Here is a 20,878-nt window from a genome sequence, read left to right on the forward strand (position 1 = left end):
TGACTGAACCGGTCGCGGCGGTACGGCATCGATGAAGCTCTTCGAGCCGCTCTACGACCGGGTGATGGCCTGGTCCCGCCATCGTCATGCGCCGCGCTATCTGGCTGGGCTCTCGTTCGCCGAGTCTTCGTTCTTTCCCATCCCCCCGGACGTGATGCTTGCGCCGATGGCGGCGGCGCAGCCGCGTTCCGCCTGGCGGCTGGCCGCGCTGACCACCCTGTTTTCCGCGCTTGGCGGTTTGCTCGGGTACCTGATCGGGTGGCTGGCGTTCGAGTGGATCGGGCCCTGGCTGCATCAGGTCGGGTACGGCGAGGAGTTAAGCCAGGCCGAGGCCTGGTTTGACACCTGGGGAGTCTGGGTCGTCCTGGTCGCCGGCTTTTCACCGATCCCCTACAAGCTGTTCACCGTGACCGCCGGGGCGCTTTCGATGGCCCTGTTGCCGTTCTTGATCGCGTCGCTGGTGGGGCGCGGGCTACGTTTCTTCCTGGTCGCGTTGTTCATGGCCTGGGCCGGGCCGCGTGCGGAACGTCATCTGCGACCGTATATGGAGCGTCTGGGCTGGGCGGCCATTATCCTGCTGGCCGTGGCCATGGCGATCTATCTGGTAATGGACTGACATGCGCCGGCGCATGGTTCAGGGATTGGTGACGGGGTTGGTGCTGGTCCTGGTTGCGAGTGTCCTGGCCGGTTGTGCGGCGCGTGCGCCTAGCGGGGCCTCGATGCCGGACACCCATGTGGTGCAGCGCAACGAGACGCTGTATCGCATTGCCCAGCGCTACGGCGTGGAATGGCGCGATCTGGCCCGGCGCAATGCCATCGGTGCCCCTTATGTCATCCATCCCGGTCAGCGCCTGCGGCTGCGAGGTGCGGCGCGCTCGTCGCCGCCCAGTGCGCCACAGGCCTCTTCAGCGCCGAGCACGCGGCAACCATCCTCGGGCGCTTCTGGCCGCGACAGCGGTGGCGGGACCTCGTCCGGCTCCACCTCAAGCTCGTCGACTTCGAGTCCGCCGCCCTCCGATCCGGGGGGCTGGCAATGGCCGGCGGCGGGCGAGGTGTTGCGCGGATTCTCCAGCAGCGGCACGCGCCGAGGGCTTGCGATCGGCGGCGAACGGGGGGATCACGTACAGGCAACGCGGGCCGGGGAAGTGGTCTATGCAGGTGGCGGCCTGGTGGGGTATGGTCGATTGATCATCCTCAAGCACGACGCGCGGTTCCTCAGTGCCTACGGGCACAACGATGAATTGCTGGTGAGCGAGGGTGACCAGGTGCAGGCGGGCGACACCATCGCGCGTCTGGGGTCATCGGGGGCCGAGCGCCCGATGTTGCACTTCGAGATCCGGGTGGACGGGACGCCGGTAGACCCGGCGCGATACCTCCCGGACCGCTGACTCGATCGAGAGCAGGACACTACATGGCCAAGACCCGGCAACCGGCCGCTCCGGAACTGCACAACGACAACCTGACCCACGATCCGGATCCGGAGGAGGCGGTCCAGGTGCCCGAGGATCTGGCCCATCCGGTCGAAAAGATCGAGGAATCCGAGGATCCGGAAGACGTCTCGGAGGCGGTGATACCCGACGTTACCGCCGGCTTGAAACCGGAAGAAGGCGCTCCGGTACGGCCGAAAACCCTGCGCGACGCCCGTCCCGCGGAACTGGATGCGATCCAGATCTATCTGCGCGATATCGAATACCGCCCGCTGCTGACCCCCGAGGAAGAGCGCAAGTACGCGCGTCTGGCGCGCGAGGGAGATGAGAGTGGCCGCCGGCGCATGATCGAGTGCAATCTTCGGTTGGTGGTCAAGATCGCCCGTCGCTACCAGAACCGGGGTCTGCCGCTGCTTGACCTGATCGAGGAGGGCAATCTCGGCCTCATGCATTCGGTGGAAAAATTCGACCCGGAGCGCGGCTTTCGTTTTTCCACCTACGCCACCTGGTGGATCCGCCAGACCATCGAACGGGCCCTGATGAATCAGGGGCGGACCATCCGCATTCCGGTGCATGTGAGCAAGGAGTTGCGCATGCACGCACGGATTGCGCGCAACCTGACGCAGGAACTGGGCCGCGACCCCACCGAGGAAGAGCTGGCGGAGCGCCTGGGCCGGCCGGTGGCGGAGATCCAGAAGCTGCGCGCGATGTCTGAGCCCTCCACCTCGATGGATCTGCCGTCGGGCCCGGACGGCGATCGCTCGCTGGCCGATATCCTTGCCGACGTGAATGCGCCCGAGCCCTCCACTTTGCTGGAGGATCAGGATCTTCATCATCTGGTGGATGCCTGGCTGGAAGAGCTCGACTACAAACAGCGCGAGGTGCTGGTGCGCCGGTTCGGGCTGCACGGTTTCGAGCGCTCGACCCTGGAGCAGGTGGGGGCGGAGATCGGCGTGACCCGGGAGCGGGTGCGGCAGATTCAGATGGATGCGCTGAAGCGGCTGCGCAAGCTACTGGAGTCGCGTGGAATGAAGGGCGACGAGGTCCTGCCGCGTTCCTGAGCGGGTTGCCGAAAAGCGCCCGAGCCCTCCACTTTGCTGGAGGATGACGTGTCGCTTATCCGTTAATGATCAGGGCGGCGACGACGTCGCGGCCCTCGGCCATGATCAGGTTGTACGTGCGGCAGGCGGCCGCGGTGTCCATGATCTCCACCCCCAGGCCCTGCGAGCGCAGATGACGCCAGACCGCGCGGTCCGGGAATTGCTGGACCGTACCGGTGCCGATTAGCAGGACCTCGGGCGGCGCGTCCAGTATTGCTTGCAGGTGATCCACGCCCAGTTGTTCGACCGAGTCGACTGGCCAGTCGGTGCGCAGTTCGTGCGGGCGCACGATCAGGCTGCGGCTGTGCGCAATCTGGTTGATTCCGACGCGCCCCGACTCGTAGCCGGTCACGATGTAGGAGTCTTCGCTGGTGACTTCGGAAAACAGCATCCCTTTACGCTACTCCGAGCCCGCGAAAGGCTCAAGATGCCATCCCCGTCCGGCGGGGTGTCCGAACCTCGGTTCGTTGACAGCCGGGGGCCCGGGTTATACTTTGGCGCGCTTTCCGGTGCGGCATCCGGAGGGGCCGTTTTGGCCCTGCAAAGCGTTCCCCAAGGCCCCAACCAGGACCCAGAATCCGTGACCGACGTCTTTCCCCGTATCGAGCGCCTCCCGCCCTACGTCTTCAACATCGTGAACCAGTTGAAGGCCGAGGCCCGCGCCCGCGGCGAGGACATCATCGACTTCGGCATGGGCAACCCGGATCAGCCGACGCCACAGCACATCGTGGACAAGCTGTGCGAGGCGGCGCAGCGCGGCGATACCCACCGCTATTCCGTGTCCAAGGGCATCCCGCGGCTGCGCCGGGCGATCACGCGCTGGTACAAGACCCGGTTCGATGTCGATCTGGACCCGGAGACCGAGGCGATCGTGACCATCGGTTCCAAGGAAGGTCTGGCGCACCTTGCGCTGGCGACCCTGGGGCCGGGCGATGCGGTGCTGGTGCCGAATCCGGCCTATCCGATTCATCCCTATGGTTGTGTGATTGCCGGCGCGGATGTGCGCCATGTGCCGTTGACGCCGGATGTCGACTTCTTCGCCGAGCTGGAGCGGGCGATCCAGGACTCCTGGCCGAAGCCGAAGATGCTGATCCTCAACTTCCCGGCGAATCCGACCACCCAGTGCGTGGATCGAGAGTTCTTCGAGCGGGTCGTGGCGATCTGCAAGGAACATGGCATCTGGATTGTGCACGACCTGGCCTATGCCGAGATCAGTTTTGACGGCTACAAGGCGCCTTCGATCTTCGAGGTGCCGGGGGCGAAGGACATTGCGGTGGAGTTCTACACCCTGTCCAAGACCTACAACATGCCGGGCTGGCGCGTCGGCTTCATGTGCGGCAACGCGACCCTGGTTGCGGCGCTGGCGCGGATCAAGTCGTATCTGGACTATGGCACCTTCACCCCCATCCAGGTCGCCGCAATCGCGGCGCTGGAGGGCCCGCAGGACTGCGTGGAGGAGATTCGCGAGCTCTACCGGGTGCGCCGTGATGTCCTCTGCGAGGGGCTGAACAAGCTCGGCTGGCAGGTCGAGAAGCCGAAGGCGACCATGTTCGTCTGGGCGCCGATCCCCGAGCCCTACCGCGAGATGGGCTCGCTGGAGTTCGCCAAGAAAATGCTGAGCGACGCCAAGGTGGCGGTCTCGCCGGGGGTGGGTTTCGGCAACTACGGAGACGACCACGTGCGCTTCAGCCTGATCGAGAACGAGCAGCGTACGCGCCAGGCCCTGCGCGGGATCAAGGCGATGTTCCGCGCGGACTCGATCCTGGCCGACGCCTCCGAGGAAAATCCGGGTTCGGGCAGCTAGTTCGACCGCCGCAGACCCTCAACGCAATGAACACGGGGCGCCGCTGGTGCCCGACGTCAAGGACAGCAAGGCTATGACGCCGGTAAAGATCGGAATTCTGGGACTGGGAACTGTCGGCTGCGGCACGATCAACGTGCTCGCGCGCAACGGCACGGAGATCGCTCGCCGCGCGGGTCGCGACATTCAGGTCGTGGCGGCCGCCGCGCGCGACATCCAGCGCGAGCGCGAATGCGATTGCTCGCAGATCCGCCTGACCACCGATCCGGCCGAGGTCGTCAACGATCCGGAGGTCGAGGTCGTCGTCGAACTGATGGGCGGGACGGATCTCGCCCTGAGCCTGGTACTGGCCGCGATTGACGCGGGCAAGCACGTGGTCACCGCCAACAAGGCCCTGATCGCGCTGCATGGCAACGCGATCTTCGAGCGCGCCCAGGAGAAGGGCGTGATGGTGGCCTTCGAGGCGGCAGTCGCCGGTGGCATCCCGATCATCAAGGCGATCCGCGAGGGTCTCGCTGGCAACCAGATCGAGTGGTTGGCCGGGATCATCAACGGTACCGGTAACTTCATCCTCAGCGAGATGCGCGACAAGGGTCGTGACTTCGAGGACGTGCTGGCCGAGGCCCAGGCACTGGGCTATGCCGAGGCCGATCCGACCTTCGACGTGGAGGGGATCGACGCCGCGCACAAACTGGCGATCCTGGCCTCGATTGCCTTCGGTATCCCGCTCCAGTTCGACCGTGTCGCGGTGGAGGGGATCAGCGATATCACCCGCGAGGATGTCGGCTTCGCCGCGGAACTGGGCTATCGCATCAAGCACCTGGGCATCGCCCGGCGGACGCCGAAGGGCTACGAGCTGCGGGTGCATCCGACGTTGATCCCGGAGCGCCGGCTGATCGCGAACGTCGACGGCGTGATGAACGCCGTGCTGGTGCATGCCGACGCCGTCGGCCCGACGCTTTATTACGGCGCCGGGGCCGGGGCCGAGGCGACCGCCTCCGCAGTAGTGGCCGATCTGGTCGACGTGGTGCGCGCCCTGACCACCGATCCCGAGAACCGCGTGCCGCATCTGGCGTTCCAGCCGGATGCCCTGTCGGACAAACCGGTGCTGGATCTTGCCGAGGTGGAGACCTCCTTCTACCTGCGCCTGCGCACCCAGGACCGCCCCGGCGTGCTGGCCGACATTACCCGGATCCTGGGCGAGCACGGCATCAGCATCGAGGCGATCCTGCAGCGCGAGCCGGACCCGGAGCGCGGCGAGGCCACGATCATCATGCTGACGCACAAGGTCCGCGAGGGTGCGATGAACGAGGCGATTGCCGCGATCGAGGCCCTGGATCACCTGTTGACCCCGATTACCCGTATCCGCATGGAAGGACTGGCGCGCTAGTTGACGCTCTATCCCTTTCGCAACGACGAAGAGAACACCATGGCCTTTGGACATCGCTATACCGGACTGATCGAGCGCTACCGTGACCGCCTGCCGGTACACGACGACACGCGCATCATCTCGCTGGGCGAGGGCAACACGCCCTTGATCCGTCTGAACAACATCCCGCGCGAGCTCACGCGCGAGGTCGAGATCTACGTCAAGTTCGAGGGGCTGAACCCGACCGGATCGTTCAAGGACCGGGGGATGACCATGGCCGTGACCAAGGCCATCGAGGAAGGCTCGCGGGCGATTGTCTGCGCCTCCACCGGCAACACCTCGGCCGCTGCCGCCGCGTATGCGGCGCGTGCGGGCATTACCGCGTTCGTGGTGATCCCGGACGGCAAGATCGCCCTGGGCAAGCTCGCCCAGGCGATGATGCACGGCGCCACGGTGATCCAGATCGAGGGCAACTTCGATGACGGCATGCGTCTGGTCAAGGAGGTTGCCTCCAATACGCCGGTGACGCTGGTGAACTCGGTGAACCCCTATCGCCTGCAAGGCCAGAAGACGGCCGCCTTCGAGATCGTCGAGGAGCTGGGCCGCGCCCCGGACTACCACTGCCTGCCGGTGGGCAACGCGGGGAACATCACCGCGCACTGGATCGGGTACAGCGAGATGGCGGCCAAGAGCAGCGACGACGTGACCGACGCCTGTTCCTATTGCAAGGGCCACTGCAAGTACGCCGGTGGCGGCATGGTGGGTAACCGTCCGCACATGGTCGGCTATCAGGCGGCGGGATCCGCACCGTTCATGCGTGGCGCGATGGTCGATAACCCGGACACCGTGGCGACCGCGATCCGTATCGGCCATCCGCAGTCCTGGGACATGGCCTGGAAGGTCCGCGAGGAATCCGGTGGCTGGTTCGACGAGTGCCAGGACGACGAGATTCTTGCTGCGCAGAAGCTGCTGGCGGAAAAGGAAGGCGTGTTCTGCGAACCGGCTTCAGCCGCGTCGCTGGCCGGTGCGCTGCGCGACATCCGCGAGGGCAAGATCCCGGAAGGCTCCACCGTGGTGTGCACCCTTACGGGTAACGGCCTGAAGGACCCGGATACAGCCATCGCCCAGAGCGTGGTTCAGCCAGCCAAGGTCCCGGCGGAGCTGGACGCGGTCTCGCGCGCGATCCGCGACAACCTGGTTTGAGGTGCCCCGCCATCGCGCGTGACGCGATGGCGGCGAACGAATCTGGGTCGGGTCAGGGCTTGCTGCGCAGGTCCAGGTCGAACAGGGTGTCGCCGCCGAGGCGGAAGATACGGCAAGGCGGGCGTAACGCCTGATCCAGCGAATCGATCTCCGGCAGGGTCACACCCGGACGCCCGGAGCCGATCAGCATGGGCGCAATGGTCAGGTGCAGCCGGTCCAGGGTATCCGCCTCGAGAAAGCGCGAGACCGTCTGGCCGCCGCCTTCGACCAGCAGGCGATGCAGGCCCATTTCCGCGAGTTGGCCGCGGATCCTGGCGGGGTCGAAGCGGTCGTCGGTCCCGGTGGGCATCTCCAGGCATTCGACATGCTCGGGCAGGCCGCAGGGTCCATACCCGGCCGCGTGCAGGACAATGGTCCGGACCTCGGCATTGCGAAAGACATGGGCATCAGCGGGAATGCGGCCATCGGGGTCCAGGATCACGCGGACCGGGTTGGGGCCCTCGGTCTTGCGCACGGTCAGGCGGGGGTCGTCGGCCACGACCGTGCCGGCGCCGACGATCACGGCATCGACCAGGGCCCGCAGGCGATGCAGGCGCTCGATGTCCTCGGGGCCGGTGACGTAGTGCGACTTGCCGCTCGCGGTGGCAATGCGCCCGTCCAGGCTCTGGCCGAGCTGGGCCACGGTGATGCTGGGGGCCTCGACGATCGGGCCGTAGAGATCCAGCAGCTCGTGGGCACCCGGTGCCAGGGGGCCGGGCAGGGGGCAGCACCCGGGATCGGCCCGCTGTGCCAGCAGCCAGCGCCAGGCCTGCTCCTCGGTTACCGGATAGGCTGTCATGCCGCAATCCCCGGGGTTACGGGACCGCAAGTAGCGAGTTGGGGTAGGCTAACGCCGTCTTCGACCTGCCTGGCCAAGCCGGGAACCGCATCCGGGGAATTCGCGGTTTGCGGGCTGGTCATAAACAAAACTCCGTATGGAAGCACCCGATGCACAACGCCGATCGCGGGATCTTTGATCTTCGCCGGGGCCATCCGGTCCTGGTGAGTGGTTCGCAGTCGAGTGTACTCGTTGCGGCCGTCGAGGGGCTGACCCCTGTGTTGCTGGATCGCCTGACCCACATGACCGGGTCCGCGCCTCGACTGATTCTAACCGCGCACCGCGCCTCTGCAATGGGCTGGTCCCAGCCGCTGCAGGAAGGCTGGGAAGGTGTGGCCCTGGAATTCGCTCCGAATACCGATCCCGAGGCCCTGTTTACCCTGGCCAGTGCCCCGGAGGCCTCGAACGAGACGACCCACCCGTACGCCGCGATGGGGCAGCCCACGGTGGTCCGTGCGCTTCCCGCAGAGGTCGCGGCCCTGGAGCTTGTGCGTGCGGGGCGTCTGTTGCCGGCGGTGGTGGCCGCGCCGGTCCCCGAGCCGATGCCGGAGGCCATTCGCGCGGCGTTGGCGGATGGCATGTTCCTCGACGTCGACGAGCAGGAGGCGCGCGCGGTGGCCAAGCACCCGCGCCTGGAACTGGCCTATGTCAGTGAGGCCCCGGTGCCGCTGGCGGACGCGCCGGTGACCCGGTTCATGCTGTTCCGCGAGGGCAACGGGATCCTGGAGCACGTCGCGGTGCTGATAGGGGAGCCCCGCGACTGGCCGGATGCGGTACCGGTCCGGCTGCACTCGGCCTGTCTGACCGGGGATCTGTTCGGCAGCCTCCGCTGCGACTGCGGTGATCAGCTGCGCCTGGGCGTGAAGACCATCAATGACTCGGGCGGCGGCGTCCTGTTGTATCTGGCGCAGGAGGGTCGTGGTATTGGACTGGCCAACAAGTTGCGCGCCTATACCATGCAGACGGCCGGGCTGGATACCATCGATTCCGATTGCCAGCTGGGTTTCGAGGCCGATGGCCGGCGTTACGACGCGGCGGTGGAGATGCTGGAGTTCCTCGGCATCGACAGCGTGCGGCTATTGACCAACAATCCCGGAAAAATGGATGCCCTGCGTGCCGGTGGCATCGACGTGGTGGCACGCGAGCCGGTGCATGGCAAGCTGAATCCGCACAACCTGCGCTATCTCAGCACCAAGGCCGACCGTGGCGGCCACTGGCTCCAGGAGCTGCTGGCCTCGGAGGCCGAGCGCGGCTGACGCAACTGGCTCCCTCTCAGGGCGCGAGTTGCGTCAGGTCGAACCGCGCGGCGTCGCGGATTGCCGCGGCCAGGGTGCGAGCGTAGTGCTCCACCAATTGCTGTCCCAGTTCGGCGGTTGCGCCGCGGGCATCCCCGACGACACCGGACGGGTGGAGGTCGCCCGCCATCCAGGCGAAGGCGGCGCGCCCTTCGGGTTCCAGCACCTCCAGCTTTTCTGCGAGCTCCGCGCCCAGTGAAGGCGCGTCCAGGGCTGCTTCCATGCGCACGTGCTCCGGAGCGAGGAACCGCATCATCGCGGTCTCGAGCAAGCCGCCGTGCAGGCCGTGGCGGAGCTCGTCGGGCGCGATGCGGGGCGCGTCCGGCGGGGGCTGGGTGAAATAGTGATACTTGACCACAAGCATGCCGTGGGCCCGGCGCAACTCCAGGGCAGCGAGGTCGCAGATCGCGGTATTGCCGCCATGACTGTTGACGACCAGCAGGCGCCGCAGGCCGCTGCGGGACACGCTGTCGCCGATGTCGCGCAGGGTGGCCAATGCGGTTTCGGGCTGCAGGCTCAGGGTGCCCGGGAATCCGGTATGTTCGGTACTGGTGGCGATCGCCACCGGCGGCAGGACCGCGAGCGGAAGGTCCTCCGGTATGGTCTCGCAGGCGGCCTGCAGCAGGCCCAGCCCGATGCGGTAGTCGGTATCCAGCGGCAGGTGGGGGCCGTGTTGTTCGATGGCCGACAGGGGCAGGATCGCGACCGCATCGCGCGCGGCGAGCGCGGCGATCCCGTCGCTCGTGTGGTGTTGCCACCAGGGGAGGTTGTCGGCGTTCATAGGCTCAGCCTTGCCGCTCGCACTGGTTCCGTCAAGGCGACCCCATCAAGCATCGTGTCGGCGGGCATACAGGTCGCCCGAACCCAGGTTTTCGCCGTGTCGCTCCAGCCAGGCAAGGATCGCTGCGGCGGATTGCCAGTCGGCGAATTGATACTGGCGGCGTTCGCCGCGGATCAGGTTGTATTCGTACGTGCCCAGTTCCGCCAGCTGGTCGAGGCAGTCGCGGGTGACGTCCAGCGCGCCGGCCACGAACTCGAAGGACAGGGCGGAGATGGGGTGGCTCAGGCCGCGCAGAACCTCGGCCTCCATGCCCTCCACATCGATCTTGCAGAAGGCTGGAGGCCCGTATTCGGCGATGAGCTGGTCGAGGGTGACCATGGGCACCGCGATCTCTTCGTCCCAGCGTACGTGTTCAAAGCTGCGGTTACGGGTGCGCAATGATCGTACCCAGGAACGCGAGGCGGAGGAGACCGTCGGGTGACGTCGGCTGACCTGCAGCTGTGCGGTACCAGGACGTGGCCCGGCCACCTCGCGCCGAATCGAGATGCCCGGGCGCCCGCGCACCGCACGGCGCAGCCAGGGCAGGAGTTGCGGTTGCGGTTCCAGAGCGACCACACGCGCGCCAAGATCGGCGAAGGCGCGGGTGCGGTCGCCGACATGGGCTCCGATGTCGAACACCAGATCCCCGGACCGAATAAACGGGGCATACATATGCTGGAGTCCGCGCTGGCGTCCGGGCCGGCGATAGATGATCAGGGATCGCAGGACACCGATGGTCTGATCCAGCCAGGCCAGGTGGCGTGGGTTTTGCGGGGGTGTGCTCATCCTTTCAGGCTAACCGAGCGGAGGTCTCGGGGGAACGCTGGAGGCGCCGCAGGGTCTTCTGGATAGTTTGGCCGTGCCGGGACCCGATCTCCGGGTTCGTCGAAGAGTGGGCGTTGGAAAATGGTCCCGCGCGTAGTGGGTTCGCAACGAGGAGTGCTGCATGCAGGCGGGTTTTCGGGTTGGGACATGGGTGGGCGCGGTTGGCCTGCTGGCGGCCTTGTTGGCGGGTACCGTGAAAGCGGGCAGTGATTGTCCGGCTCCGGGGGCGTGGTCCACGCCGGCGGGCGAGCCGCTGGATGCCGCCGAACTGTATGTCGACCTTGCCACCCGCGAGGTGGTGTTGCTGGGCGAGCGCCACGACCGGATGGATCATCATCGCTGGCAGTTGGGCACGCTTTCTGCGCTGCATGGTCAGCGTCCGGACATGGTGATCGGGCTGGAGATGCTGCCCCGCTCCAGGCAGCCGGTGCTGGATGCCTGGGTCGCGGGCGAGCTGGACCCGGAGGCATTCCTGGAGAAGAGCGGTTGGTACGAGCACTGGGGTTTCGACCCGGAGTTGTACTGGCCGATCCTGCACTTTGCCCGCGTCCACGACGTGCCGCTGCTGGCGCTGAACCTGGAGCGGGAGTATATCCAGCGTCTGGGTCACGAGGGCTGGGATACCGTGGATGCCGATACGCGCGATGGGGTGTCGGCCCCGGCCGCGGCGAGCCAGGGCTACCGTGACTATCTGGAAGCCGTGCTGGAACGTCATCCAGCGGGCATGGGACCGGACTCGGAACGGTTTATCGCGACGCAGTTGGCGTGGGATCGGATGATGGCTGGCGGGATTGCGGCGCGCATCAAGGCGGGCGGCGATACGCCGCCGCTGGTGGCCGCGATCATTGGCTCCGGGCACCTGGAATACGGCTATGGGGTGCCGCATCAACTTGCCGATCTGGGCGTGACCGAGGCCGCGGTGTTGTTGCCGCGCGAGCCCGGCGGTTGTGCGGACAGCGATCCGGCGCTTGCGCACGCCGTCTTCGGCGTGCCACACGACGAGCGTTTTGAACGTTCGAGGTTGATGCTGGGCGTGCACCTGGAGTCCGATGACGCGCCGGGGATTCGCATCCTGCGCGTGCAGGAGGGGTCGGTCGGTGAGGCGGCCGGCCTGGAGGCTGGAGATCGGGTTTTGCGGGCAGGCGAACAGACCATTCGCGCCGCTGGCGATCTGCAACGCGTGGTGCAAGCGACGCCACCGGGCATGTGGCTGCCACTGCAGATCGAGCGTGAGGGCAAGCGGCTAGAGCGCGTGGCACGCTTCCCGCGCGAGGACTGACGCATGCGCCCGGGGTTGTTGGTGTGCAGTGTTGTCTTGTGGCTGGCCGGTGGAGCGGCTTCGGCCGACACGGCATACGATGGTGTGACGCTGGAGGTGGAACTGGATCCCAGCCAGGCGCGGCTGGAGGGGCGGTTCCAGGCGGATCCGGCCCGGATCGATCCGGCCTCGCTGCGCCGGTTGCGACTGGATCCGGGCATTGCCGTGGATGCGGTGACGCTTGGCGGGCAGGTAGTCGAGTTCGACCGCAGCGAGGATGGTTGGCTGGAACTGGCGCGCGAGCCGGCCGCGGATGACGGGCCTTTGGCGATCCGCTATGGGGCGCGTCTTTCGGCACCGGACCAGGCACGTCCCGGGAGCGGATATCTGGGCCCGGACGGCGGGTATCTGCCGCCGGGCGCCGACTGGTATCCGCGCCGTCCCGATGCCGAGCCCCACGCTGTGCGGATCGAATTGAGGAGCCTCGGTGGCCATCTCGGGGTGGCGTCCGGCTCCCGCGTGGCCGAAAAGCGCCGGGGTGACGAATACCATGCCACGTTCGAGCACCCCGCTGGTCGAGCCCTGGCGATCGCCACCGGCCCCTGGGAGTCGGCCGAGCGGCGGGTTGGAGATGTGGAGGTACGCACCCTGTTTCCGGTCGGCCTCGAGGAGCGATTCGGGGAGACCTATCGCGAGCAGGCGGCCAAATACCTGCAGCGCTTCAATGACGAGATCGGCCCGTACCCGTTTGCGACCTTCACGATCGCTGCGAGTCCGCAGCCCGTGGGGCTGGCGTTTTCCGGCTTTACGTTGTTGGGGGAACGTGTGATTCCGCTGCCATTCATTCCGTACACCTCGCTGGGCCACGAGGTCCTGCACGCCTGGTGGGGAACCGGGGTGTACGTGGATTATTCCGCAGGCAACTGGTCGGAAGGGCTGACGACCTACATGGCCGACTATCAATTCAAGCGCGACCGCGGCGAAGGGCGGGAGGAACGGGGCCAGTGGCTGCGCGATTACGCGGCCTTGCCGGCCGGGGAAGATCGTGCGCACGGGAGCTTCCGGGGCGGCAATTCGGGGGCGGCTCGCATCGCCGGCTATTACCGCGGCGCGATGCTGTGGCGAATGCTGGAGGATCGAATCGGGCGCGAGGCGCTGCTGTCGGGTGCGCGGGCCCTGTACGACGAATGGCGCTTTCGCGAGGCGGACTGGGACGCCGTGATCGGGGCGTTCGACGGAGCGACGGATGAAGACCTGCAGCCCTTCTTTTCCCAGTGGGTAGAGCGCCCCGGCGCGCCTGCGCTGGAACTGACGGGACTGTACCGTGAGGCGCGGGGAGACGGTTGGCGAGTACAGGGCCGGCTGCAACAACGCGACGAGCAGGCCCCTTGGGATCTGTATGTGCCGCTGGTGCTGGTAACCGAGAACGGCCGCGAGACTCATTGGGTCGAGCTGAATGCGGTAGAGAAGGGGATTTCGCTGGAGACCTCCAGCCGACCCCTGGCCATTGCCATCGACCCCGACTGGCGAATGTTCCGCCAGCTGGCAGCGGACGAGTCGCCCGCCATCCTGCGTCAGGGGGCGCTGGACCCGGAAGCCCGGGTGGTGGCGCTGGACGATGCGGACCCCTCCGAGGTCGCTCCCTGGCTGGGTCGAGTGCCGGGTTCCGCGGACGACGCAGAAGGCATGCGGATCGTGCTGGGCTCGCATTCCTCCGTGGCCGGCTGGCTGGGGCGGCATGACTTGCCGAGCGACCCTGTCGCACTGGCGAACGCAGGCGAGATCGGTCCGGGTGCGCGGGCCTGGGCCGTACCGGATACCCGGTTGGTTGTGATCAGTGGGGCGGACGCGGATATACGGCGCGAGGCCATGGCTGCCCTGCGGCATCGATCCCACTACAGTTACCTGTTGCCCGGCGCGAACGGCGAATGGCAGACCGGCCTCTGGTCCCAGCCGGGAATATGGCAGGAGTTTGACGATGACGAATGAATTTCTGCTGGATCCACGCCTGGAGGCCGATACCTGGGCTGTGGCCGAGTGGCCACTGTCGAGGCTGCGGTTGATGGATCATCACGACTATCCCTGGTTCATCCTGGTGCCGCGTCGCGCCGATGTGCGCGAACTGCATCAACTGGCCCCCGAGGATGCCATCCAGTTGGCGTGCGAGTCCGGTGCACTGGCGCGGGCGATGGAGCAGGCCTTTGCTCCGAAGGCGCTGAACGTGGCCAAGCTCGGCAACATCGTGGAGCAGCTGCACCTGCATCATGTAGCGCGCTGCGAGGGGGACCCGGCGTGGCCCGGCCCCGTGTGGGGTGCCCCGAAATCGCGCGGGCTGGAAACGCAAGAGGCCGAGGACCGCATTGCTCGGGTCCTCGGCCTCGTCGGAGACGTCGGCGGCTAGGCCGGCGTCAGACGGTCGTGGCTAGCCTCAGAAGCGGTAGCCGACGTTCATCCCGAAGGTCCAGGGATCGATCTTGACCGTGCCCAGGTCGGCGCCGCCCAGCGACACGTCGGTTTCGATGTCGATCCAGCGGACCTCGGCGTTGACGAACCAGTTTTCGTCCAAGGCAAAGTCGATGCCGGCCTGCACCGCTGCACCCCAGGAATCATCCAGGTCGATGTCCTGCCCCAAAGTCACGTCAGCCGTATCTTCGTCGAAGAAGTGGGTGTAGTTGATGCCGGCGCCGACGTAGGGTCGAACGGCCGTTCCGGTGTTGAAATGGTACTGGAGGCTCAGGGTCGGCGGCAGGTGGCGCGTGCTGCCGATGTCGACACCGCCTACGTTCAGGTCATGCTTGAACGGGATGGCGACCAGGAGTTCCAGGCCCAGGTTGTCGGTCATCATGTAGGTGATATTGCCGGAGGGGCGGGTGTTAGAGCCCACGTCGACCGGTGCGGTTGCACTCAGGCCCAATCCGCTTGCATCCAGATTGCCGTTGTCGGACTTGGGGGCCACATGGGTCAGGCCGCCGCGCAGCAGCCAGTCGCCAGCGGAGACATCGGCGTTGGCAGCGGTCGCGTGGGCCGGGATCATGGCTGCGGGGGCCAGCAGGCCGGCCAGGGTCAGAGCGCGCAGGGTGGTGGAACGTTGCATGTCGAGCCTCCGAATCGGTGTATGTTCGCAGGCACTATCCCGCCATCGGTATTAGCGGTTGTTGATGCAGATCATGGTTGTGGCGGGTGAGCGTTCAGAAAGGCAGGCGCTGGCCCTCGAAGTCGTGGAAGCTGCCGGACTGGTCGGCCTCCAGATGGTCCAGGACACCGAGCAGACGTTCGCTTGCGTATTCGGGGCTGAGGACCTCCGGGGCGCGTGACCGGTACGGCTCCGACAGACGGGTGTCGCAGGTGCCAGGCTGAAGCGCAATCACCAGCGCATGGCGATGGCTGAAGCGTAGTTCCAGGGCCGTGGTCCGCACGATCTGGTTGAGCGCGGCCTTGGAGGCGCGATAACTCACCCAGCCGCCCAGGTGGTTGTCCTCGATGGAGCCCACCCGGGCCGAGAGGGTGGCCAGGATGCCCTTGCGGCCCCGCGGGAGCAGGGGTGCCAGGTGCTTGAACAGTAATGCAGGGCCGATGGCGTTGATGGCGAAGGCACGGCCCATGATCGTCGGGTCGAGATCGCGCAGGCGCTTCTCCGGGCCGTGGCCGTCGATGGTCAGGATCCCGGTGGCGTCGAGGATCAGGTCCCACTCGGGTGCCTGGTCTCGCAGCCAGGCGGCGGCGTGTTCGATGCTGGCCTCGTCGAGCAGGTCCACGGACGGGGTGCTTTGGCGTCCGAGGCCGACCACGCGTTCGCAGTTCGGGTCGTTCTCCAGGTGGTCGACAAACGCGGCACCGAGGCCGCCCGTGGCGCCGATGACTACAGCGCGATAGGGTATCTGCAGGGATTCCATGCAGCGTAGGACCATTACGCTTGCGATTGATTCCGGGGCGGCGCCTCGGTTAGGGAAACACTGATTAATGTACACACTCGCGTTGGTACCCCAGGTTTTCCGAGACAAGGCGTGTCGTGCAGCGGGTAGTGGTTCTACCCGCAAGCGGCGCAACGCAGGATCGGGGAACCTGGGGTGCCAACCCCACAAGCCATTGCAAAGCAGGGGCTCGGCCGCCCGTTGTTATCAAAAACGGGCGCGGGAACGGCGTTGCGGCTCCCTTGTGCAGAATGACTGCACGGCGGTCGCCGCGCCTTGTTCGCACGCAAAAGCGACTCGAGCGCGAGTGTGTACATTAATTAGTGTTTCCCTAGGGAGCGCATGAATTTTCTCCACACCCTGGGTCATGCGGCACGCAACCTCGCTCCGATCGTGATCGTGGTGGCGGTGTTCCAGGCGCTGGTGCTGCGCACGGTGCCGGATGGCCTGCTGTCGATGGTGGTGGGCCTGGCCATCGTGGTGTTCGGCGTGGCCTTGTTCCTGCAGGGCCTGGAGATGGGGATCTTCCCCATCGGCAAGAACCTGTCCAACGCACTGGCGCGGCGTGGATCGTTGCTGTTGCTGATGGCCTTCGGCTTTACGCTCGGGTTTGCGACGGTGATCGCGGAGCCGGCCCTGATCGCGGTGGCGGAGCAGGCGGAGGTGATCAGCGAGGGCCGTATCGAGGGCATGGTGCTGCGGCTGATTGTCGCGCTTTCGGTAGGGGCCGTGGTGGCGCTGGGGATCCTGCGCACGGTGCTCGGACATCCGCTGCACTGGTACATCCTGACCGGCTATGTGCTGGTGGTGCTGGTGACCTTCTTCGCCCCCGAGGAGATCGTGGGCCTGGCTTACGACTCGGGCGGGGTGACCACGAACATCGTGACGGTGCCGCTCGTGGCGGCACTGGGCCTGGGGCTGGCGGCCTCCATAAGCGGGCGCAACCCGCTGCGCGACGGCTTCGGGCTGGTGGCGCTGGCGGTGATGGTGCCGATGATCACGGTGCAGATCTACGGGATCATCGTGTTCACGGGAGCGGAGATCGCGGCTCCAACCGGCGCCGAGACAGCGGCCATGGATCCGGGAACCGATCTGCCAGGCGCAGGCGAGCGGCACTGGCTGTCCGCGATGGGCATGGACCTGTTGCTGATGCTGCGTGACGTGGCACCGATCATCGCGGTGATCGTGGTGTTCCAGTATTTCGTGCTGCGCAAGCGCATCCCGTATCTGCCGCGGGTGATGTTCGGTTTCGTGTTGGTGGTGCTGGGGCTTTATGCCTTCGTGGTGGGGCTGAAGCTGGGCCTGTTCCCGATCGGCGAGAGTATGGCCGAGCAGTTGATTACCAACGAACTGTTCGTGTGGGTGTATTTGTTCGCCTTTTCCATCGGGTTCGCGACCACCATGGCGGAACCAGCGCTGATCGCGATTGGCCAGAAGGCCGAGGAGGCCGCTCGCGGTTCGTTGCGCGGCAACGTAATCCGCATCCTGGTGGCGCTGGGCGTGGCCATTGGCATCACCATCGGAGTGCACCGCATCCTGGCGGGGGACTCCATCCACCACTACATCATGGGCGGCTACCTGCTGGTGATCGTGCTCACGATCCTGGCGCCCAAGCAGATCGTGGCACTGGCCTTCGATCTTGGCGGGGTGACCACCTCCGAGGTGACTGTGCCCCTGGTGACGGCTCTGGGGATCGGCCTGGCGACGCACCTGGAGGATCGCAACGTACTGATCGACGGCTTCGGTCTGATCGCGTTCGCGTCGATATTTCCCATCGTCACGGTGATGCTCTACGCGATCGCCGTGGATCTTTACGAACGCTGGTCCGCTCGCGACGAGCGGCAGGAGGAGTGAGCAATGCGATTTTCTGCACTGGTGGCCGTCCTCTCGGATGATCTGGAGGAACAGGCGATTGCCACGGCCAAGGAAGCGGGCGCAGGTGGCGTGACCATCATGGATGCGCGCGGGATTGGCGCCGAGGCCCGCAGGACGTTTCTCGGCATGACCTACGAGGGCAGTCAGTCGGTCCTCTTGTGGGTGCTGGAGAAGAAGGTGGCCCTGGACGTGCTCAAGTGCATCTCGAGGGAGCTGGACCTGGCCAATGACCCGCGGGGAGTGGCCTTTACGGTGGATGTGGCCCATCTCGCCGGTATCGGGCGCAAGCAGATCGAGCAGTTCCAGGAACAGGTCAAGGAAGAACTCTGACGGAGAGCAACATGCTGGTAAGCGAAATTCTAAGACCCAATGTCGTCACTGTGTCTCCCCTGGCACCGCTGCGCGAGGCGATGCAGCTGATGCGCAAGCATGGCGTCAAGTCGCTGGTGGTGGAGAAGCAGCACGCCCACGATGCCTACGGCATCATCACCTACACCACCATCCTCAAGACGATCGTGGCGGAAGAGGGCGATATCGACCTCTCGAATGTCTATGATGTCTGCACGAAACCGGTGATCACGGTGCCCGCCGAGATGGATGTGAAGTACGTCGCGCGGCTGATGGTGAGCCAGGGCATTCGACGGCTGGTGGTGCTGAAGGGCAACGAGCTGGAAGGGATCGTGACGACCAGCGACATTGTCGGATCGATCCTCGAGATGGCGGACATGGACTGAACTGCGCCGCCCCAAGCGGGTCGGATTTCAGTGACCTCGCGCATGACCCTGTGTCGTGCGTTCATTTTTTGCAGAAGGCCCGATATGGCGTCCGTGTCGATCATCGAGGGGTTCGAGAAACTCCGATTGCTGGATGCCGCTATCGAGCAATCGTACAACTCGGTCGTCATTACCGACGCGGATCTGGACGGCGGTCCGCGGATCGTTTACGTCAATACCGGTTTCGAGCACATGACCGGGTATTCGCGGGAGGAAGCCCTGGGGAAAACCCCGCGTATCCTTCAGGGCCCGGCCACCTCGCGTGCCGTTCTGGACAGGTTGCGCGGGGCACTCGTCAGTGGCGAGTATTTCGATGGCGAAACGGTCAACTACCGCAAGGATGGCTCCCCGTACGAGGTTCGCTGGCACATCTCGCCCGTATATGCCAGCGATAACGACCGTGACATCACCCACTTCGTCTCGGTGCAAAAGGACATTACCGAGGAGCGGCGGCGGGATGACGAGCTGCGGCTATTGTCGACGGCGCTTGAGGTGTCGGTGGACCCCGTGATGATCACCGATCCCGAAGGCACGATCACCTATGTGAACGCGGCCTTCGAGGAGCAGACCGGATACAGCCGGAATGAAGCGGTAGGCAAGAATCCGCGGTTCCTTCAGTCCGGTCAGCAGGAGCCGGGGTTCTATCGCGACATGTGGGATACGCTCGCGCGCGGCGAAGCCTTCCGTGGCGAGTTCGTGAACCGCCGCCGCGACGGCACCCTGATGAACATGGAGCAGAGCATCAGTCCGGTGACCGATTCCCATGGCCGGGTGACGCACTACGTGTCGATCAGCAAGGATGTGACCGATCGAGTGCGCATGGAGGACGAGATCCGGCGGCTGGCGCATACCGACTGGCTGACGGGGCTGGCCAATCGCCTGAGCCTGGGCAACACCCTGGAGGCGGAGATGGAGCGCAGCCGCCGCTACGAACGGCCCCTTTCCCTGATCATGTTCGATATCGACCATTTCAAGGACTTCAACGACGACTACGGTCACGAGACTGGAGATGACGTCCTCAAGCGGTTGGCCGATACGGTGCAGGGCGCGCTGCGCGAGGCGGATGCCCTTGGGCGCTGGGGCGGGGAGGAGTTCATGGTCGTCGTGCCGGAGACCCCTGGCGCGGGCGCCGAGGCCATGGCCGAAAAGCTGCGCAGGGCCGTGGCGGCCATGGAAACGGCGTGCCCGGTGTCGGTTACGGCGAGTTTCGGGGTGACCGAGATGCGCCAGGGCGATACCCCCAAGACCTTCGCCCGCCGCGTGGACGAGGCGATGTATCAGGCCAAGGAGGCGGGGCGTAACCGGATCGTCTTGCTCTGAGGCCGTGGTTCCGGTAGTGCGTCGGTGGCCGTAACGAAAACGGGCCGACCCCAAAAGGGTCGGCCCGTCCTGTGTCCTGTCGGGGATGCCATGCCCCGATATTGGCAGCATCCGGACTACGCGCGGCGGCGCAGGACCCAGATCTCCAGCAGGGCCCAGTCCTCGCCCGGATAGTTTTCCTGCTCCAGCGGCGACAGGCGGCGATGGCGGCTGGCGGTGCTACCGACGAATTCCAGGTGTTCCAGCAGCAGGCGCTTGGTCGCGTCGGCCTTTTCCAGGGCGAAGGGGTTCAGGAAGTTGACCAGCATGTAGCCCTCGCGCGGGGTCTCGGCGAAGGAGCGGATCAGCTTCTCGATTGCCGGCGGGTCCAGATAGACCAGCGATGCGGTGGAGATCACGATGTCCGCGTCGGCCATGGACTTTTCGATCGCGGCCTGGGTCTCCGGTGCGGGCTGGTTCAGGTCGGCCTCGAAGGTTTCGTCGAACAGCCCGGCGCTCTTGCCATAGGCCAGCGCGTTGCCCGAGATGTCGATGCCGGTGGTCTTCATCGGCAGACGGCGCGGGGCGGCGACGGTCTTGCAGGCTTGCTCATCGGCCCAGTTGGCGCGGATCGCTTCGACATCCATATTGTGGATGGCGGCCATGGTGGTGTTGCCAAAGCAGCAGCACAGGTCCACGTAGTTCAGGGTCTTGCCGGTGGCGGCCTGCTGCTCGGCCCAGGGAAGGATCAGCCGGTCGAAGGTTTGCCGGTTGAAGTCGTCGGAGATGTAGTCGAGCGCGTCGATAATGCGCTCCTTGAACGGCACCGGGGTCTCGGCGACGTAGATATCGTCGAAATGCTGTTTCTTCTCCTCGGTCTTCACTTGCGGCTCACTCATCGGCTTTTCCTCGTTGTATAAACCCACCATGCTCGGGGGTATGCGTGTAGAGCGTCAAGTAACGGCACTCACGCCAGTGATGCTGGCATGGCCTCGCGGAGCCCTTTGGCTATGTATCATGAAGGTGTACGCAACGGATTTCTGTC

Annotated in this window: 21 protein-coding genes; 14 read left to right on the forward strand and 7 right to left on the reverse strand. The window is 65.7% G+C overall.

Annotated elements, in window-relative coordinates; all coding sequences use genetic code 11:
- Positions 1-31: 31 nt before the first annotated feature.
- From G315_RS0100570 to rpoS, 3 genes are read left to right on the forward strand one after another with little or no spacing between them, the layout of a single operon-like run.
- On the forward strand, positions 32-616 hold the full coding sequence (locus G315_RS0100570; protein WP_018145816.1) for a YqaA family protein: 585 nt from the start codon (positions 32-34) through the stop codon (positions 614-616).
- 1 nt (position 617) lies between these two features.
- A complete protein-coding gene (locus G315_RS0100575) occupies positions 618-1,388 on the forward strand; it encodes a peptidoglycan DD-metalloendopeptidase family protein (RefSeq protein ID WP_018176877.1) in 771 nt (256 codons plus the stop codon).
- 23 nt (positions 1,389-1,411) lie between these two features.
- Positions 1,412-2,488, forward strand: coding sequence for an RNA polymerase sigma factor RpoS (rpoS, locus tag G315_RS0100580; RefSeq protein WP_018176876.1), 1,077 nt, complete (start codon positions 1,412-1,414; stop codon positions 2,486-2,488).
- A 55-nt stretch (positions 2,489-2,543) separates the two neighbouring features.
- On the opposite strand, the gene G315_RS0100585 is transcribed toward rpoS, so the two are convergent.
- Entirely contained in the window at positions 2,544-2,918 is a 375-nt protein-coding gene (locus G315_RS0100585) for an Mth938-like domain-containing protein (protein ID WP_018176875.1), read from the reverse strand.
- A 189-nt stretch (positions 2,919-3,107) separates the two neighbouring features.
- Here G315_RS0100585 and alaC point away from each other — a divergent pair, with 189 nt between their 5' ends.
- From alaC to thrC, 3 genes are all read left to right on the forward strand, one after another.
- Entirely contained in the window at positions 3,108-4,331 is a 1,224-nt protein-coding gene (gene alaC, locus G315_RS0100590) for an alanine transaminase (protein ID WP_018937712.1), read from the forward strand.
- A gap of 73 nt (positions 4,332-4,404) precedes the next feature.
- Entirely contained in the window at positions 4,405-5,718 is a 1,314-nt protein-coding gene (locus tag G315_RS0100595; protein WP_018176874.1) for a homoserine dehydrogenase, read from the forward strand.
- A 39-nt stretch (positions 5,719-5,757) separates the two neighbouring features.
- On the forward strand, positions 5,758-6,900 hold the full coding sequence (gene thrC / locus G315_RS0100600; RefSeq protein WP_026304833.1) for a threonine synthase: 1,143 nt from the start codon (positions 5,758-5,760) through the stop codon (positions 6,898-6,900).
- Between the two features lie 52 nt (positions 6,901-6,952).
- On the opposite strand, the gene G315_RS0100605 is transcribed toward thrC, so the two are convergent.
- On the reverse strand, positions 6,953-7,738 hold the full coding sequence (locus G315_RS0100605; protein ID WP_018176872.1) for a RibD family protein: 786 nt from the start codon (positions 7,736-7,738) through the stop codon (positions 6,953-6,955).
- Positions 7,739-7,887: 149 nt separating this feature from the next.
- On the opposite strand from G315_RS0100605, the gene ribA reads away from it, so the two are divergent.
- Positions 7,888-9,033 carry a GTP cyclohydrolase II RibA gene (gene ribA, locus G315_RS0100610; RefSeq protein WP_018176871.1) on the forward strand — a complete coding sequence of 382 codons (1,146 nt, stop codon included), beginning with the start codon at positions 7,888-7,890 and terminating at the stop codon, positions 9,031-9,033.
- Positions 9,034-9,049: 16 nt separating this feature from the next.
- Here ribA and G315_RS0100615 read toward each other — a convergent pair whose 3' ends face one another.
- Both G315_RS0100615 and G315_RS0100620 read right to left on the reverse strand, forming a co-directional pair.
- Positions 9,050-9,853 carry a creatininase family protein gene (locus G315_RS0100615; protein ID WP_019611660.1) on the reverse strand — a complete coding sequence of 268 codons (804 nt, stop codon included), beginning with the start codon at positions 9,851-9,853 and terminating at the stop codon, positions 9,050-9,052.
- Positions 9,854-9,898: 45 nt separating this feature from the next.
- A complete protein-coding gene (locus tag G315_RS0100620; protein ID WP_019611661.1) occupies positions 9,899-10,678 on the reverse strand; it encodes an FkbM family methyltransferase in 780 nt (259 codons plus the stop codon).
- A gap of 160 nt (positions 10,679-10,838) precedes the next feature.
- Here G315_RS0100620 and G315_RS0100625 point away from each other — a divergent pair, with 160 nt between their 5' ends.
- Genes G315_RS0100625 through G315_RS0100635 form a run of 3 tightly spaced genes read left to right on the forward strand, consistent with a single transcriptional unit; the run spans position 10,839 to position 14,376 of the window.
- On the forward strand, positions 10,839-11,996 hold the full coding sequence (locus tag G315_RS0100625; protein WP_018176868.1) for a ChaN family lipoprotein: 1,158 nt from the start codon (positions 10,839-10,841) through the stop codon (positions 11,994-11,996).
- A 3-nt stretch (positions 11,997-11,999) separates the two neighbouring features.
- Positions 12,000-13,964 (forward strand): M1 family metallopeptidase, encoded by a 1,965-nt coding sequence (locus G315_RS0100630; protein ID WP_018176867.1) that lies wholly within the window; start codon positions 12,000-12,002, stop codon positions 13,962-13,964.
- Complete coding sequence (locus G315_RS0100635; RefSeq protein ID WP_019611662.1) at positions 13,954-14,376, forward strand: HIT domain-containing protein; 423 nt, start codon at positions 13,954-13,956, stop codon at positions 14,374-14,376. The genes G315_RS0100630 and G315_RS0100635 overlap by 11 nt, the downstream gene beginning before the upstream one ends.
- Positions 14,377-14,403: 27 nt before the next feature.
- On the opposite strand, the gene G315_RS0100640 is transcribed toward G315_RS0100635, so the two are convergent.
- Positions 14,404-15,069, reverse strand: coding sequence for an OmpW family protein (locus G315_RS0100640; RefSeq protein WP_019611663.1), 666 nt, complete (start codon positions 15,067-15,069; stop codon positions 14,404-14,406).
- 94 nt (positions 15,070-15,163) lie between these two features.
- Positions 15,164-15,868, reverse strand: coding sequence for an SDR family NAD(P)-dependent oxidoreductase (locus tag G315_RS0100645; RefSeq protein WP_019611664.1), 705 nt, complete (start codon positions 15,866-15,868; stop codon positions 15,164-15,166).
- Between the two features lie 360 nt (positions 15,869-16,228).
- On the opposite strand from G315_RS0100645, the gene G315_RS0100650 reads away from it, so the two are divergent.
- From G315_RS0100650 to G315_RS0100665, 4 genes are all read left to right on the forward strand, one after another.
- Positions 16,229-17,740: a DUF1538 domain-containing protein gene (locus G315_RS0100650; protein ID WP_018169656.1), complete on the forward strand. Its 1,512-nt coding sequence runs from the start codon at positions 16,229-16,231 to the stop codon at positions 17,738-17,740.
- A gap of 3 nt (positions 17,741-17,743) precedes the next feature.
- Positions 17,744-18,091 carry a hypothetical protein gene (locus G315_RS0100655; RefSeq protein WP_018145799.1) on the forward strand — a complete coding sequence of 116 codons (348 nt, stop codon included), beginning with the start codon at positions 17,744-17,746 and terminating at the stop codon, positions 18,089-18,091.
- Positions 18,092-18,102: 11 nt separating this feature from the next.
- The gene (locus G315_RS0100660; protein ID WP_018145798.1) at positions 18,103-18,495 is read left to right on the forward strand and encodes a CBS domain-containing protein; all 393 of its coding nucleotides are present in this window, start codon (positions 18,103-18,105) and stop codon (positions 18,493-18,495) included.
- 84 nt (positions 18,496-18,579) lie between these two features.
- Positions 18,580-19,854 (forward strand): diguanylate cyclase, encoded by a 1,275-nt coding sequence (locus tag G315_RS0100665; RefSeq protein ID WP_018176862.1) that lies wholly within the window; start codon positions 18,580-18,582, stop codon positions 19,852-19,854.
- A 116-nt stretch (positions 19,855-19,970) separates the two neighbouring features.
- On the opposite strand, the gene G315_RS0100670 is transcribed toward G315_RS0100665, so the two are convergent.
- Positions 19,971-20,732 (reverse strand): class I SAM-dependent methyltransferase, encoded by a 762-nt coding sequence (locus tag G315_RS0100670; RefSeq protein ID WP_018176861.1) that lies wholly within the window; start codon positions 20,730-20,732, stop codon positions 19,971-19,973.
- Positions 20,733-20,878: the final 146 nt, after the last annotated feature.

Origin of the sequence: Thioalkalivibrio sp. AKL7 (assembly GCF_000381705.1) — a bacterium.
In the GTDB taxonomy this organism is placed as follows: Bacteria; Pseudomonadota; Gammaproteobacteria; order Ectothiorhodospirales; family Ectothiorhodospiraceae; genus Thioalkalivibrio; species Thioalkalivibrio versutus.